The sequence below is a fragment of the Streptomyces sp. NBC_01431 genome (assembly GCF_036231355.1).
Classification (GTDB): domain Bacteria; phylum Actinomycetota; class Actinomycetes; order Streptomycetales; family Streptomycetaceae; genus Streptomyces.
Genome location: NZ_CP109496.1, coordinates 7,986,670 through 8,001,537 on the forward strand (window position 1 = coordinate 7,986,670; position 14,868 = coordinate 8,001,537).

At 69.0% G+C, this 14,868-nt stretch carries 12 protein-coding genes and 3 pseudogenes; 7 read left to right on the forward strand and 8 right to left on the reverse strand.

Annotated features, from left to right (window positions below; translation table 11 throughout):
• Nucleotides 1-32 precede the first annotated feature (32 nt).
• Nucleotides 33-604: pseudogene (locus tag OG522_RS36370) on the reverse strand (helicase associated domain-containing protein); the annotation flags it as partial.
• Nucleotides 605-632: 28 nt separating this feature from the next.
• Complete coding sequence (locus OG522_RS36375; RefSeq protein ID WP_329467289.1) at nt 633-1,730, reverse strand: integrase core domain-containing protein; 1,098 nt, start codon at nt 1,728-1,730, stop codon at nt 633-635.
• A gap of 324 nt (nt 1,731-2,054) precedes the next feature.
• Between OG522_RS36375 and OG522_RS36380 the strand changes: the two genes are divergently transcribed.
• From OG522_RS36380 to OG522_RS36390, 3 genes are read left to right on the forward strand one after another with little or no spacing between them, the layout of a single operon-like run.
• Entirely contained in the window at nt 2,055-2,234 is a 180-nt protein-coding gene (locus OG522_RS36380; RefSeq protein ID WP_329460942.1) for a CopG family transcriptional regulator, read from the forward strand.
• 1 nt (nt 2,235) lies between these two features.
• Entirely contained in the window at nt 2,236-2,580 is a 345-nt protein-coding gene (locus OG522_RS36385; RefSeq protein ID WP_329460943.1) for a VOC family protein, read from the forward strand.
• Nucleotides 2,581-2,601: 21 nt separating this feature from the next.
• Entirely contained in the window at nt 2,602-3,459 is an 858-nt protein-coding gene (locus tag OG522_RS36390) for a class I SAM-dependent methyltransferase (RefSeq protein ID WP_329467290.1), read from the forward strand.
• Between the two features lie 405 nt (nt 3,460-3,864).
• Here the strand turns inward: OG522_RS36390 and OG522_RS36395 are convergent, their stop codons facing one another.
• Complete coding sequence (locus OG522_RS36395) at nt 3,865-5,070, reverse strand: IS110 family transposase (protein ID WP_443074799.1); 1,206 nt, start codon at nt 5,068-5,070, stop codon at nt 3,865-3,867.
• 595 nt (nt 5,071-5,665) lie between these two features.
• Between OG522_RS36395 and OG522_RS41355 the strand changes: the two are divergent.
• Nucleotides 5,666-6,065, forward strand: a pseudogene (locus OG522_RS41355) (IS982 family transposase); the annotation flags it as partial.
• A gap of 285 nt (nt 6,066-6,350) precedes the next feature.
• On the opposite strand, the gene OG522_RS36400 reads toward OG522_RS41355, so the two are convergent.
• The 5 genes and pseudogenes from OG522_RS36400 to OG522_RS36420 form a co-directional block, all read right to left on the reverse strand.
• The gene (locus tag OG522_RS36400) at nt 6,351-7,010 is read right to left on the reverse strand and encodes a class I SAM-dependent methyltransferase (RefSeq protein WP_329467869.1); all 660 of its coding nucleotides are present in this window, start codon (nt 7,008-7,010) and stop codon (nt 6,351-6,353) included.
• Nucleotides 7,011-7,025: 15 nt separating this feature from the next.
• Nucleotides 7,026-7,940 (reverse strand): annotated as a pseudogene (locus OG522_RS36405) (ketopantoate reductase family protein); the annotation flags it as partial.
• Between the two features lie 119 nt (nt 7,941-8,059).
• Nucleotides 8,060-9,055: a VOC family protein gene (locus OG522_RS36410; RefSeq protein WP_329467291.1), complete on the reverse strand. Its 996-nt coding sequence runs from the start codon at nt 9,053-9,055 to the stop codon at nt 8,060-8,062.
• 248 nt (nt 9,056-9,303) lie between these two features.
• Nucleotides 9,304-9,699: a RidA family protein gene (locus OG522_RS36415; protein WP_329467292.1), complete on the reverse strand. Its 396-nt coding sequence runs from the start codon at nt 9,697-9,699 to the stop codon at nt 9,304-9,306.
• 355 nt (nt 9,700-10,054) lie between these two features.
• Complete coding sequence (locus tag OG522_RS36420) at nt 10,055-11,275, reverse strand: MFS transporter (protein WP_329467293.1); 1,221 nt, start codon at nt 11,273-11,275, stop codon at nt 10,055-10,057.
• Between the two features lie 47 nt (nt 11,276-11,322).
• Between OG522_RS36420 and pdxR the strand changes: the two genes are divergently transcribed.
• From pdxR to OG522_RS36435, 3 genes are all read left to right on the forward strand, one after another.
• On the forward strand, nt 11,323-12,735 hold the full coding sequence (gene pdxR, locus OG522_RS36425) for a MocR-like pyridoxine biosynthesis transcription factor PdxR (RefSeq protein WP_329467294.1): 1,413 nt from the start codon (nt 11,323-11,325) through the stop codon (nt 12,733-12,735).
• Nucleotides 12,736-12,746: 11 nt separating this feature from the next.
• Nucleotides 12,747-13,496: a maleylpyruvate isomerase family mycothiol-dependent enzyme gene (locus OG522_RS36430; RefSeq protein WP_329467295.1), complete on the forward strand. Its 750-nt coding sequence runs from the start codon at nt 12,747-12,749 to the stop codon at nt 13,494-13,496.
• A 163-nt stretch (nt 13,497-13,659) separates the two neighbouring features.
• Nucleotides 13,660-14,828 (forward strand): IS3 family transposase gene (locus OG522_RS36435; RefSeq protein WP_329467296.1). Its coding sequence is split into 2 segments (ribosomal slippage): nt 13,660-13,912 and nt 13,912-14,828, totalling 1,170 coding nucleotides; the frame shifts between segments, so codons are not numbered across the junction.
• The last annotated feature ends 40 nt before the right edge of the window (nt 14,829-14,868 follow it).

Sequence of the window (14,868 nt, forward strand, 5' to 3'; positions counted from 1 at the left end):
GCCCGCGCTGCCTTCCTGGCTGACAGAACCATCTGTTGCGCCAGCCATTTGCCGAGGTCGTCGCCGTCGTAGACGACGCCGGGTGCGATGTTGGGGAGGTGGCCGTCGGCGTCGACGAGGTCGGCGAGGACCTTGTAGTGCGTTGCCAGTTGGGTGGCCAGGGGCAGTTCCAATCGGGGTCGATCGCGGTCAGCTGTGCCGCGCGTGCGGCGGCCCGCGTCGGGTCCTTGCCGAGGCCGCCTTTGCGGCGCAGGTTCGCCATGTGCTGTCCGATGGGGACCATCTGGTCGTCCTCGCCCCACACGGCGTCCTGCCGGGGCGCGAGGTGTCCGGTCGTCCGCCGGAACGACCGCAAGGCGGCCAGCTTGGCCTCCCACGCTTCCTCGCCCGGCTCCCACACCATCCCGGCCTCCGGCGCGTCCAGCAGCGTCTTGCGGCGCTCCTCGAGTTCCCCGGCCCGCAGCGCCTTGCGCTGCTGGTGCACCCACCGTCCGAGGGGGAAGTCTTTGGTGACGCCGACTTCGGTCTCGAGGCCGTACGGGACGGCATAGAGGCCGGTGATTTCGTTCTCCTTCCGCCAGCGGAGGAGGGCTTGGTAGCCCTGCGCCTGCCGAATATCTCATCCGGCCAGGTCAGGCAGCATGTCGGTACTCGTGGATTGTTCTGCCGGGCCGGTCGTGTCGGCGTATGTCCAGGCGGGCGATTGGGCCGGGATCGGTGATCGGTTCGGGCACTGCGCGTAGGGGTGCCGCCTGGTTCATGGCCTGGTGGGGCCGGTGTGTGTTGTAGTGGTGCTCGAACTCGCGCAGGGCCTGGCGCAGGTGGCGTTCGTTCCAGATCAAGGTCCGGTCCAGGAGCTCGCGGCGGCATGTCGGCACCCAGCGTTCCATGATGGAGTTCATGCGCGGTATGCGGATGCCGCAGGGCACGACCTGGATGCCGGCGTCGCTCAGGATCTGGTCGAAGAGAGCTGGGAACTTCGCGTCCCGGTCGCGGATCAGGTAGTTGACGGTGGCTCCGGCATCTTCGAGGTCCATGGCCAGGTTCCGGGCGGCCTGGCCGGCCCAGTGGGCGGTGGGATGCGCGGTGGTGCCCAGGACGCGGACGCGGCGGGTGGCGTGCTCGATGACCGCGAGGATGTACTGCCGCTGGCCGGTCAGGGTGACGGTCTCGATGAAGTCGCACGCCAGGAGCGCGTTGGCCTGGGAGCGCAGGAAGCCGGCCCAGGTGGTGGCGGTGCGGTCGGGCGCAGGGTCGATACCTTCGGCTTTGAGGATCTCCCGGACGGTGGAGGCAGCGACCTTGATGCCGAGAGCGGCGAGTTCGCCGTGCACGCGCCTGTACCCCCACGACGGGTTCTCCCGAACCAGGCGAAGGATCAGAAAACGGATCGAGCGAGCGGTACACGGGTGCCCCGGCCGCTTCGGCCGGCAGAGGCGGGCGTGACGCTGCCTCATCGGGTCACGATGCCAGCGCAGCACAGTCTCCGGTCGGACCAGCAGCCGCAGGCGCCGCACGACCTCGCGCGGTAGCGGGGCGAGGAGCGCAGAGAGGAAAACGCGGTCCGCCGGAGCGAACTTCACCCTGTCCGCACCGAGCTGCCGCTCAAGGACGGTGACTTGATGGCGCAGGGCGAGGATCTCCACGTCCTTGTCCCGGTCGCTCATCGGCAGCAGCCGCAGGGCGGCGAACGCGTTGGTGACAGTCAGGTATGCCAGGCGAAGCAACACGAGTGATCATCCTGCCGCAACCACCAAGCAAGCCCGTGAGCAGCATGGATGACATTCTCGGCAGGCGCACAGTCCCGACAGCCGGTCTGCACGGTCACCGGCGAGCGCACTCACAGCGGTGGCCATGGGCTCGGACATGAGCACGGCCTCCAGCCAGGCCAGTCCGGCCGGTGCCGGCACGGCCCGCGCATCCATTCGATCCGGGGCCGAGCATCATCAACCCCGCCCTGGCCGATCGACACCGATGTCCTGAAACCGGCTCGGGTTGGTTTGCCGTACCGTTGCACAAGGTGATCTAGCTTGCTAGGATGCTAGCATCTGCTTGTGAGTGATGAGGAAGTCAAGCAATTCAACGTGTACCTGCCGATCGGACTGATCAAGCAGGTCAAGTACCGCGCCATCGAGTCGGGCATGTCGTTGTCGGCGCTCGTCGCTGACGCGCTGCGCGCTTACCTTGACGACGCCCATGGGAACAAACAGCAATCGCCCAAGAAGGAGACCTGACATGCCGACCGAAGGAATCGAGGCCGTGTTCCTGACGACGCACAACTGGGGCAAGGCGGCGAAGTTCTTCCAGGAGCTCGGGTACGAGCTGGAGTTCGCGACGGACCACAACTCCGGCCAGCTCCGCAACGGCGGCGGTCCCTACGTGTTCATCGCCGAGGTTCCCGAGGACCAAGAGCCCCAGACGCGGATCGTGCTGAAGGTGCCGGACGCGGACGCGTTCCGTCCCGATCCTGTCGTCGAGGTGGTCACGCCGTTCGAGGACACGCATTACGGGACCAAGGAGATGACCGTCCGCGACCCCGACGGGCGCCTGTGGAGCCTTCAGGCTCCCGCCAAGAACTGACTGCGACGAAGGGCGAACACCATGGCGCACGAGGAGACAGAGGCACCGGACAACACCGCAGTGCGGACCGCCCTGTGGCGGGCGATGCACCTTCAGGTCGACGCGCCCCCGCATGTGGTTGAGGACGAGATCGGCCTGCAACTGGCGGCTCCCGGCGATGACTGGCGCGACCGCCCGGACATGGACCCGCAGGCCACCAGCGGGTTCCGGGCAGCCATCGTTGCCCGCGCTCGTTTCATCGAGGATCTGATCGCTGAGCAGGCCGACCGGGGAGTGACCCAGTACGTCATCCTGGGAGCTGGTCTGGACACCTTCGCCCAGCGCAAGCAGGAGCTCGCCTCCCGCCTGCGCATCTTCGAGATCGACCAGCCTGACACCCAGGCATGGAAGCGCCACCGCCTGGTCGAGCTCGGCTACGGCATCCCCGACTGGTTGCACCTGGTGCCGGTCGACTTCGAGGCCGGCGCGTCCTGGTTCGAGCAGCTGTCCACCGCCGGCTTCGATCCCGGCCGCCCAGCGGTCGTCGTCTCCACCGGCGTCACCATGTACCTCACCAAGGACGCCACCGTAGCCACACTGCGCCAGATCGCCGGGCTTGCTGCCGGCACAACGCTCGCCATGACCTTCCTGCTGCCGACCGGACTTGTCGACGATGCCGACCGCCGCGGCCTCCGGGCGAGCGAGGAAGGCGCGCGAGTATCCGGAACGCCGTTCATCAGCTTCTACACCCCGCAGGAGATGCTGGCACTGGCGCGCGAAGCCGGCTTCAAAGACGCCCGGCACGTACCGGGGACTTTGCTCGCCGAGCGCTACTTCACCGACCGGACCGACGGCCTTCGCCCGTCAAGCGGAGAAGACCTCCTGCTGGCCACCACCTGATCCCTCCTCAACGCGGTCTGGCCTCCGAGCCCTATGGTTCAAAGCCGCAGGTCCGGAGGCTGAAGTGCCCCTTCCGTGGGAACGGCCGCCGCACTGGAGGGAGCCGCACAATCGCCGGACGCGGGAGTTCAACTCCAAGGTCATTGGAAACGAATCCCCAGGTCAGGAAGCTGACTTCACTCTCCGCGCTTACGGATACAGTCCGTTACGACCGGATGTGAGACAGGGCCTACGCGCTCGCGTCGTCGCCGTGGTCGTAGCGGCCGCCGACGACGCGGGGGCCGACCTGGGTGGACAACGCCGGTACAGCGGGGGGCGGAAAGGCGGGCTTACTTGCTCCGTCCCCTGCGGGGGGGGTGCCCCTATCTCTTTCGTCAAGGGGTGGGCCGGTTGATCGGTGGGGTTTCAGGCGGCTTGGGGGACGGTTTGTGGTTCGAAGAACGTGCCGTCGCGGAGCATGGCGAACAGGACGTCGACGCGGCGGCGGGCGAGACACATCAGGGCCTGTTTGTGCCGCTTGCCTTCGGCCTTCTTGCGCTCGTAGTAGGCCCGGGAGGCCGGGTCGGACAGTGCGGCGAACGCGGCCAGGAAGAACGCCTGTTTCAGGTGCTTGTTGCCTCTGCGGGACGGGCTCTCGCCGCGGATCGAGGACCCGGATCTGCGGGTGACCGGGGCGAGCCCGGCGTAGGCGGCGAGGTGGCCTGCGGTGGGGAAGGCGGTCCCGTCGCCGACGTCGATGAGGATCCTGGCTCCGGTCCTGACGCCTATCCCCGGCATCGACGTCAGGAGCTCGGAAAGAGGGTGCGACTTGAGCAACTCCTCGATGTCGGCGGCGAGTTCCTTGCGCTGATCGAGCAGGCTGGAGAGGTTCTTGGCGAGCTTGGGCACGATCACCGCGGCCGCGTCGGTGCCCGTGACGATGACGGTCTGCTCGTCCAGGGCGGTGAAGATGTCCTCGACCAGGCGCTCGGCCATCCTGGGCGCCTTGGGCCGCAGCAAGGTGACCAGCCGGCGCCGTCCGGCCTTGCGGATCGCCTTCGGGGAGCCGAAGCGTTCGAGCAGGGTGAGCACGGCCGGGTGCTGGATGCGCGGGCCGAGCACGTGTTCCAGGTGTGGGTGGATCTGGGTGAGCAGGCCGCGCAGCCGGTTGGCGACGCGGGTGACCTCGCCCGCGAGGTCGTCGTCGAAGCCCACGATCATGTGGAGTTCGGCGATGGTCTCGTCGTCCAGCTCGATCGAGCGGAGGGTGTGAGGCATGGTGCGGGCGGCGTCCGCGATGATCGCCGCGTCCCTCGCGTCGGTCTTGCCCTCGCCGGGGTAGAGGTCGGCGATCCGCCGCATGGTCAGGCCGGGCAGATAGGCGACCTCGCAGCCCGTGTCCCGGGCCACGGCCAGCGGCAGTGCGCCGATCGAGGCGGGCTGGTCGACCACGACCAGGACCTTCCCGTACTTCGCCGTGAGCTTGTCGAGCATGGCCCGCATCTTCGGCTCGCTGTTGGGCAGCGGCTTGTCGACCACGTTCTTGCCGTCCGGCGTGAGGCCGGTGGCGTGGTGTTCGCCTTTGCCGACGTCCAGGCCGAGGAACACGGCGACGTCGCGGGTGTCGATCACTTCACTCCTCCTGGGAGGGTTCGTTCTTCCCGGCCAAGGCACGGCGCCGACATCCGGCAACCACGTTACGAAGAGCGTTGCCAGCGGACCGGCGCTCTTGCCCCTATTAGCGATCTACCGGCGCCTTCCGACCCGGTGACACCACCCCCCCCGGGTCATGGTCGATAGGGGGCAAAAGTCATACCGGGCCAGAAGGCCGGGAGCCTCATGATCGAGGCCGTCTAGAAGGTAACGGGGGTGGTTCTCCTGTCGCACCCTCTCAGGCTAACCCGACAAAGCGGGATGTCTCACCCAAGGCTGGCAGAGAGGGAGTCGATGGGTTCGACGGAGCGGACGTCTTGGTGCAGCTCGTAGATGCTGAAGGGGCGACTGAGATCGGTCGGATCCCTCGACAGAAGGGCCACACGGCAGACGATCACCTGTTACCGATCACGCCTCCGACCGGCACGAGCGCCCCAACCCCGGCCCACACCAGCTCCGTGGCCTGCAACGTTAGGTTGGAGAACGCTCATTCGGTCAACGAGCGGCCGACTCATTCGAGTGAGGGACCGGGGTTTCGGCGTGCGGACGTGGCGAGGGCCTCCAGGATCCGGTTGTGACGCCCGACTTGGAGATCCTCTTGACCGCACTCCATTGACGATCGACGACGAAATCGGAGGAACGCGCTGGATGGGACGACCGCCCCTGCTCAGCGACTCCGAACTCGTCTGCCTGGCGGTGGCCCAGGCTCTGCTCGGCCACTGCTCCGGGCGCGATGGCTTCGCTTCGCCCGCAAGCGCTTGTCCGGCATGTTCCCGTACCCGCCGCAGCAGTCGGGCTACAACAAGCGCCTGCGCTCTGCCCTGCCGCTGGCCAAACGCACAATCCGGGAGCTGGCGATCGACAGCGGCTTCTGGACCGATACCGCGTGGATCACCGACTCCACCCCGGTACCGTGCGGCATGTCTCGCCCGACAGTCCAGCGGTCGAATCTGGCCGGGGTCATGGTCTTCGGCGTCCCAGCGGTCGTAGGTCGTCTGCAGGAACGGCGCGAGCTGCGGCGACCGCCGAAGGCCGTAGCGGTGGACGAAGGCGGCTTCCGCTGGCTGGGAAATGGTGATCCGATTACTCAGCAAGCGGCCGGGGTGACGAACGACGGTGTCCGGGCGTTTCACCGTCTGCCGAGCCCCGGTGGGCAGCAGCCGCGACCCGGCCACCTCCCGGAGCTCTGCGGACGGCTTACCAAGTTGCCCGACCAGAAGAGGACGCCGCGCTATGCGGTGTCCTCGGCTCCCAACTGGTCACCGTGTTGGCTGGTCGGCGGCGCGGCGAGCCAGCAGGTATCCCCGACGGGTCTGGGCCTCCTGCGGGTAGTTCGTCCGCTCCAGTTGTGCCTCGATGGTGAAACCGCCGTCCTGCAGTGCGTCGACAACGGTCTTGGTAGCGAGGAAGTGGAAATCGATGTCGACGTCGTGGTCCCACCACTCCGTCTGGTGCCTGACCTCGGTACCGAGGTGGAAGGCGACGAGAAGCAGGCCGGACGGGCGCAGCACCCGCCGCATCTCGTCGAAGGCGTGGCGCAGTTCGGAGGGTTCGAGGTGGATGACCGAATAGAGCGCGATGGCCGCGGCGAACTCGGCGTCCGCTGCGGGAAGGTGCAGCAGGTCGCCTTCTCGGAACTCCGCCTCGGGGTGTTCTCGTCGGGCAATGGCGACCATGGTGGGGGAGAGGTCGATGCCGACCGGACGGGCGCCGCGAGTCGCGAGCCATGCGGTGACGTGTCCTGGGCCGCATCCCAGGTCCGCGACGGGCATGTCGCTGCCGGTCTCTTCGACGAGCGCCGTGAGCAGAGCCCGGTCCAGCGGTTTGTGCACGAGCTCGCCGCTGATGCGCTTCTGGTACTCCTCGGCGACGACGTCGTAGCTCAGGCGCACCCGGGCATGGTCCCTCGCGCCGGTCATGGGCCGCGCGCCGGGCGCGAGTTCGGTCACCAGCTGCGTCGTGAGCGGTACGCGGATTCCGTGCCGCTCGGCTGCGCGCAGCAGGGCACCCCCGATGGCGTCGAGTTCCAGCGGGCGGCCCGCCGCCGCGTCGCGCTGCATAGACGACTTGCTGTCGGCGGGGAACGCGCCATAGCGCTGAAGGACCTCGGCGACCACCGTCTGCCCGCCGCAGGCCCGGCTGACCGCCACGGTCTCCTGGACCAGGGCCGTCAGCTCGTCCCGCCGCTCGGACCGGATGCCACCGATGGGCAGCCGATGGCGCGTGGTGAGCAGGGCGAAGGGGGCGAGGAAGGCCAGCTTCCCCCACAGGACTTCGTTCTCGTCCCGAAGGACGCGAGCGGCCGCACCGGCGCCGGCGAGCAGTGCGGCGAGTGGGGCGAGCCGCTCCTGGCGACCGGCCAGGTCGATCTCGACGAACGGGCTGCCGTGCTCGATGACGCCCGGCGCGGTGCGGGCGGACTCGACGCGGACCACAGCCGGTACGACTCGCTTGTCCCCATAGCGCGCCCGCAGGGCGTCCATGTGCTCGACTCCGTTGAGCAGCGGCAGCAGCACACCGTTGGCGAGCCACTGCGGAGGGATGCGGTCGAGTGCTTCGTCGAGTGCGGTGTTCTTGACCGTCACCAGGCACAGGTCGACGGGCTCGCGCAGCACGGTATCCGCGTCGACCGACGCGGTGAAGTCGCCGAACTGCCTGCTGCGGACGCGGATGCCCTCTTGGCGCAGCGCACCGGCGGTCTCCTCGCGGGCGAGGCAGATCACGCGGTGTCCTGCGCGGGAGAGCAGCGCGGCGAGCAAACCGCCCACTCCTCCGGGGCCGAGCACGGCGACGGTCGAGCGGGGCGGAATCGGGACGGATTCGGCAATGGGCTGTCCGGAGTCGGACATGGATGGGGCTCCTCTCAGTTCGCGGGTCGGCACCCGTTCGGGTCCAACACGTCGACGACGACCGTGGTCTGCTTCGCCGACACGTTGACGGCTGCCTTCAGGCATGGGTCCGAGACAGGTCAGTTGTAGGTACTGATCTCGATCAGATTCCCGTCCGGGTCGAGCAGGTAGGTGCTGGCGACGGGGCCTTGGGCTCCTGTTCGCGGTACGGGGCCTTCCTCCACGGGCACCCCGCAAGCGGCGAGGTGGGCCAGGACCCGCTCCTGCGGTGCTTCGGTGACCACGCACAGGTCCGCGCTGCCTGGGGTCGGACGAGTGGCGTGCGGGCGGAGTTCACGGCCGGCTTGATGAAGGTTGATCTTGCTGGTGCCGAAGGCCAGCGCGCGGCGTCCCTCGCCGAAGGTGACCGGGTGCATGCCCAGGACGCGCTCGTAGAAGCCGACGGTCCGTTCGATGTCGGCGACGGTCAGCACCAGGTGGTCCAGGCCGGTGATCTGGATCCCCGACTCAGGGTCAAAGGAGTACTGGCCGAGCTGCCGTACGCAGGCGTCCCACGCCGCCGCGGACAACAGGTCGCGCGAGCGGAGGAACAGACGTTGAAGTGCTGGGCCGTAGCGCTCGCCCAGGTCGGCATCGTGCGCCAGCACGTCGAGTTCGTTGGCAGCCGTGATTTCGAGGAAAGCACGCGCGTCTGGGTCCGAGGGCGTGTGCTCCCGGCCAGTGAAACGGTCGCAGAAGACGACCGGCCGCGCGTCGCCGAACCGCGGATACACGACGTCACGATCGCAGCTCGCGTACAGGTGGACCAGCGCCTCCGCCTGTTCGCCGACCAGTTCGACGAGCACTCCGCGCTCGGTGACATCCATCAGCGTCTGATCGAACCCGTCGGTTCCGTAGGCCGCGTGACACAGCCCTGCGACCTGGACGACCGGATCGGCGCCCCACTCGCTCAGGAGTCGCGCGACGCGGATCAGGTGTTCCAGGAGCGTTCCACCGGGGTGGGGCATCCGGTGGGCGCCCCGGGTGCGCAGGAAGTCCTCGATCTCGGGCCACGGCGCCGCACAGCTGGAGCTGCTTCTCGGGGAGTTGCTGTCCGCCAGGGCGAAGGGCTGCATCAGGCCTCCTGGTTCGACGGACGAGCCACCTCTGCCACGAGTCGTGTCGCGGCCTGGAGAGTCGGGCATGGATGGGGCTCCTCTCAGTTCTTGGGTCGGGACCGTTCCACCGGCTCAGCTCCGTGTGGGCGCAGCGGGAGAAGTGGAGTGGGTTGCCGCCCTGGGCCCGGTGGGAGGAACGTGCCGCCCCAACCGTGGTGAACCTTGGAGTTACGGACGGAGGCTCCCGGCCGGGAGCCGTTTCGATTTCACGCATTGGCGGGCAGGACCGCAAGGGCGTCGATCTCGATGCGGAAAGCCGGGTGGACGAGTCCGGCAACCTTCACCAGGGAACAGGCCGGTGGGCGGGCGGGGTCCAGATGCTCGTCGCGGATCCGGCGGAAGGCACCTAGATCGGCCAGATCGGTCAGGTAGACAGTCAGCTTGACCACGTCCTGGAACCGGGCGCCGGCTGCCTGCAGTGCGATGCCCAGGTTCGTGAAGACCTGCCGAATCTGGGCGGCGGCGTCGGACTCGCCCACGGTTCTGCCTTCGGCGTCCACGGGGACCTGGCCGGAGACTGCGACCGTCGGTCCGGTGAACGCCACCGCATGGCTATAGCCGTTGACGGGTGGACTGCCTTGGGGCCGGACGAAGTGCTGCACGTGATCTCCTGCTTCGCGGTCGGGGTCGGAGTGGTGAGTGGTGGAAGCCGGTGCCTGGGGCGTACGAGGGTGATGCCCAGGGCCGACAGGGCGGCCTCGACCTGGTCGGAGCAGACCGGGCCGCCCGGCTTGGTGAGGCAGGCGACGTCGTGGCGGTGGGCGTGGTCGACGTTGTCGCGGAACGGCAGCGCATCGTCGGGCGCGAACGCGACGCCGGTCGGGCCCCGCCGCCACTGCTTGCGCTGGTGGGCGGTCAGCGGGTCGTCGCCGGCGAAGGCTCCCATGCGGTCGACACTCGCATCGGTTCATGGCCGCTTCCCGATGGTTGTCCACCCTTGCGAGTGGCGGCAGCCGTTCACTCGGGCGGTGGGCAGGTCGATGCGGGTGCGCGCGCCGCGCGCGCCTCGGCCCGGCGGTCGTGCCAGGCCGGTGCGAGGGCGGTAAGCATCGCGGCGCCGGTCAGGGCGAAGGCCCAGGGGTAACCGGTGCCCGCCGCGAGCCAGCCGAAGGCTATGGCTCCGGCGCCCATGCCTGCGTCGTACGCGAAGTTCCACAGCGCGCTGACGGTGCCGTAGCCGGCGGCGGGTACGCGCGCGTACATCAGCGCCAACGTGGCGTTCTGGGTGACGCCGAAGCCGATCCCGAACACGCCGACCGCGAGAACGACGGCCACCGGGCTGCCGGTCAGCGCCATCAGCAGCGTGCCTGCGGCCGACAGCAGCAGGCCGGGCAGCACCAGACCGGCGGGGCCGCGCCGGTCCCCGCGCCGGCCGGCGAGCCAGCGAGCCACCGTAGCTGCCGCGGGCTGGACGAACAGCGCCACGGCGACCAGTCCCGTGGCCGAGGCGGGGACAGCGAGTGGCAGAAAGGTGACGACGATCCCGGCGGCAACGGCGGTGGCCGCGAAGACCACGGCCGGGCGCAGCAGTTCGGCCGAGCGCAGTCCTTCGGCGACGCCGACGGGCCGCCCCGATGCGCGGATCCGGTCGGGTAGACCGGGCACCGCGAGGATCGCGGCGAGCGCGACCACGGCCCCAGTGGCGAAGACCACGTCGTAGCCCGTATGCGCGGCCAGCCAAACACCCAGCGGCAGCGCCACCAGTGCGGGCACGCCGCCGACGATGCCGACCAGGGCCAGCCCCTCACCCCGGCGTTCGGCCGGGATGAGCGACGCCGTCAGCGCGCCGCCCGCGACTACGGTGAACGCAAAGCCCAGCCCACGCAGCAGGCAGATCGCGACGATCCACCACAGGCTCCGGGAGAGCGTCAGTGCCAGCGCAGGAGCGCCCAGCAGACTCAGCCCGGCAGCCAGCACCAGACGGTAGCCGAAGCGATTGACCAGGCCGGGCGTCGCAAGCTCGCCCACCACCGTCGCCAGCATCAGCGCGCCGGTGGTCAGCCCGGCCGTCCCGCCGCTCCCGCCGCCAGCCGTGGCGTAGGCGGGTACGACCGACAGCAGCAGGTAGAAGCTGGTCGAGGCGCCCAGCATGGACACGAAGCGCAGCAGCAACGGCCGTGTCAGCAGCGGCGGGCGCGGCGCGAGCGCCGGGGAAGTCGAGGGGAGCGTTTCGGTCACGGCAGGACGCTAAGCGCCCGACCGGATCGCCGGTAAGCTCCAGTTCCATGCCGCTGGAATGGTCCAGTTCCCCGCCTGAACTGCTGCTGGCCGTCGACCGGACCAGCAGTCGACCGCTGCGCGCGCAGCTGGAGTATGGGCTGCGGGATGCCATCCGCACCGGCCGCCTGGCGGTCGGCGAACGGCTGCCGTCCTCCCGGGAACTCGCCCGCGCGCTCGGCCTCTCGCGCGGGCTGGTGCAGGAGTGCTACGCCCAACTCCAATCCGAGGGCTACCTGGTGACCCGCCCTGGCTCCGCCACCCGGGTGGCGGCGGGTGCCGCGCCGTCGCCCGGTGTCGCCCGGCCGCCGCACACCGCGGCCCCGCGCATGGTGGCCGATTTCCGTTGGGGTGTACCGGACTTGAGTGGTTTCCCGGTCCAGGACTGGCTCTGGGCCACCCGCGAGGCAGCCCGCGCCATGCCGACGACGCAGTTCGACTACGGCGACCCGCGCGGCAGCACGGACCTTCGCGAGGTCCTCGCCGGCTACCTGCGCCGGGTGCGAGCCGCCGCGGCCGGCCCGGAGCACATCGTCGTCTGCAACGGCTACGCCCAGGGCCTCGGGCTCGCCCTCCGCGTCCTCGCGGACAGCGGCGTGCGGACCGTGGCCTTCGAGGACCCCGGCTCACCCGCCACCATCGACGCGGCCGCCACCGCGGCGGGCCTGCGCGCGATTCCCGTACCGGTCGACGAGCACGGCATCGATGTGCACGCGCTGGCCGCGACGGATGCCCGCGCCGTCGTGGTCACCCCCGCCCACCAGTGGCCGACCGGCGTCGCCCTCGCCCCGGAGCGCCGGCTGGCGCTGATCGAGTGGGCCGCGGAGCGCGACGCGATCATCATCGAGGACGACTACGACGCCGAGTTCCGGTACGACCGCGAACCTGTCGGCGCGCTCCAAGGCCTGGCGCCCGATCGGGTCATCTCCCTCGGCACCGTCAGCAAGTCCCTCGCCCCGGCCCTGCGGATCGGCTGGATGGTCTGCCCACCGGACCTGGCCGAACCGCTCACCGACCAGAAGCATCGCAGCGACCGCGGCACCCCCACGCTCGACCAGCTCGCCCTGGCCAGGCTGATCGAGTCCGGACGCTTCGACCGCCACCTGCGCCGGATGCGCGCCACCTACGCGGCTCGCCGTACCGCCCTACTCGCTGCCCTCGTCGAACACACCCCCGAACTCCCGCTCACCGGCCTCGCCGCGGGCTTCCACGCCGTCGTCCACCTGCCCGCCTGCGCCGACGAATCCCACATTGTCGCGGCCGCCCGCGCACGGTCCGTCGGCCTGTACGGCATGAGCACCTGCCGCGCCGCGCGCGCCGCCACGCCACCGCAACTCGTCCTCGGCTTCGGCAATGTCGGCGAACGAGACATCAGGGAGGGCATCGCGGCCGTCGGCGATCTGCTCGCCAACGGGTCGTAGAGTAACGGCCCGTGACCGACACCGCCGATCTCGACCATGCCGAGCTCGCCGTCCTCCTGGACGATGTCCGCGGCTCTGCCGCGCGCCTCGGCGCCGCTCTCGACACGCTGACCGACCTGGAGGCCCGCGAGCCATCCACGCTTGCAGGCTGGAGTCGCGGCCACGTCATCACCCACCTCGCCCGCAGCGCCGACGTCTACCGGTGGCTGCTCACCCTTGCTCGCACCGGCGCAGAGCCCGGACCACGGGCCGACGCCGCCACCCTGGACCGCGCGCTGCGCGAGGGTGCCGAGCGCGACGCCGCCGACCTCGTCGCCGACCTAGACCGCAGCCTGGACCGCCTGCTCGACGAGGCGACAGCCATGCCCACCGACCGCTGGCCCACCCTGGTCACCGCCCTCGCAGGCTGGCGACACCCGGCCTGGTACACCCTCCACCGTGCCCGGCGCGAACTCGAAACCCACAACGTCGACCTGAACCTCGGTTACACCAGCACCGACTGGCCCACTGGCTACGTCACCTGGGCACTCGACGAGAGCATCATCGCCCTGGCGGCACGTGGCTTCGCCGTTGCCCGTATCGGGGCCACTGACCTCGACCGCACCTGGACCCTCGGACCGACCGGTGCCACCGCTACCGGCCCTGGCCATGCACTCCTCGCCTGGCTCGCCGGCCGCAGGTCGGACGTGCGTCTCCTCTCGGATCTTCCGCTGCCGACCCCGCCGGCGTGGCCGCTCCCACCGGCACCGGGCTGGGCCTGACGCGGGATCCAGAGGACGGATGCCGGAGCCGAGAGGAATACGCCACATCGCGAATACGCGCGCTGTACCAACTCAATGAGCCTCAGGCGTCCCATGAGCAGCCCCGAAGTTCTCGGACAGTGGTCCCCGATAGGATCATGGTCAGGAACGGTGGAGAGAGCACGTGGCACCAAAGCGTAGGAAGTTCAGTCCCGAATTCAGGGACGAGGCAGTCAAGATGGTGATCGTGGAGTCCCGGCCGATAGCCGAGGTCGCGCGGGAAATCCAGGTGAACGAGGGAACTCTGGGTACCTGGGTCAGCCGCTACCGGCAGGAGCACGCAGGCGAGGAACCGTCCCTCAACATCAGCGAACGTGCTCGCCTGCGTGAGCTGGAACGCGAGAACCGTGAACTGCGGATGAAGACCGAGTTTTTGGGAAAAGCGGCAGCCTTCTTCGCCCAGGAATACCGGTGACGGAGAAGTGCGAGTTCATCGACGGCGAGTCCGACAGTTTCCCCGTACAGCGCATGTGCGCCTGGGCGGGTGTATCCACGTCCGGTTTCTATCACTGGCGTTCGCGGCCTATGTCGGCAACCGCCGAGCGCCGCGCAGAGCTCAAGGCGATCATCCAGCGGGTGTTCGCCGACTCGCACGAGACCTATGGTTACCGGCGCGTCCACGCAGCCCTGGAGCGGATGAACGTGCAGGCCGGGCCGGAGCTGGTCCGCGCTCTCATGCGCGAGCTGGGTCTGGTGCCATGCCAGCCCCGCCCGTGGCGGATTACCACCATCGCCGATGAAACGGCGCCGGCCACGCCCGACTTGATGGCCCGCGGCTTCACCGCGGATGCACCGGGACGTAAACTGGTCAGCGATATCACATATGTTCACACCTGGGCTGGGTTTCTGTATCTCGCGACGGTCATTGACTGTCACACCAAGGCCGTGGCCGGCTGGGCGATGGCCGACCACATGAAGACGTCGCTCATATCGGACGCACTCAACATGACGGCACGGAACATCGACCTCGCCGACGGCTGCATATTTCATTCGGATCGCGGCAGTCAATACACTTCCCGTGAACTCCGGGAGAAACTCGGTTCGTTGGGGCTCAGAGCCTCCGTCGGCCGCACCGGAGTCTGCTGGGACAATGCCATGGCCGAATCATTTTTCGGGGCCCTGAAGAATGAGCTTGTACATCGAACGTCGTTCCCGACGCGCGCGCACGCTCGCCGGGCAATCGTCCGATACATCGAGATGTTCTGCAATCACAAACGCCTCCACTCCGGCCTCGGCTACCGAACCCCCGCAGAAGTGCACGCCGAGTACGAAGAGTTGCAGGCCACAGCATAGAAACCCCTCAACGCCACTGTCCGAGGAACGCAGGGCGGCT

Coding starts and splice junctions, on each gene's coding strand:
- OG522_RS36385 (WP_329460943.1), top strand. CDS start 2,236: ATGCCGACCGAAGGAATCGAGGCCGTGTTCCTGACGACGCACAACTGG.
- OG522_RS36410 (WP_329467291.1), bottom strand. CDS start 9,055: ATGCAGCCCTTCGCCCTGGCGGACAGCAACTCCCCGAGAAGCAGCTCC.
- pdxR (WP_329467294.1), top strand. CDS start 11,323: ATGCCGCTGGAATGGTCCAGTTCCCCGCCTGAACTGCTGCTGGCCGTC.
- OG522_RS36390 (WP_329467290.1), top strand. CDS start 2,602: ATGGCGCACGAGGAGACAGAGGCACCGGACAACACCGCAGTGCGGACC.
- OG522_RS36400 (WP_329467869.1), bottom strand. CDS start 7,010: ATGACCGGCGCGAGGGACCATGCCCGGGTGCGCCTGAGCTACGACGTC.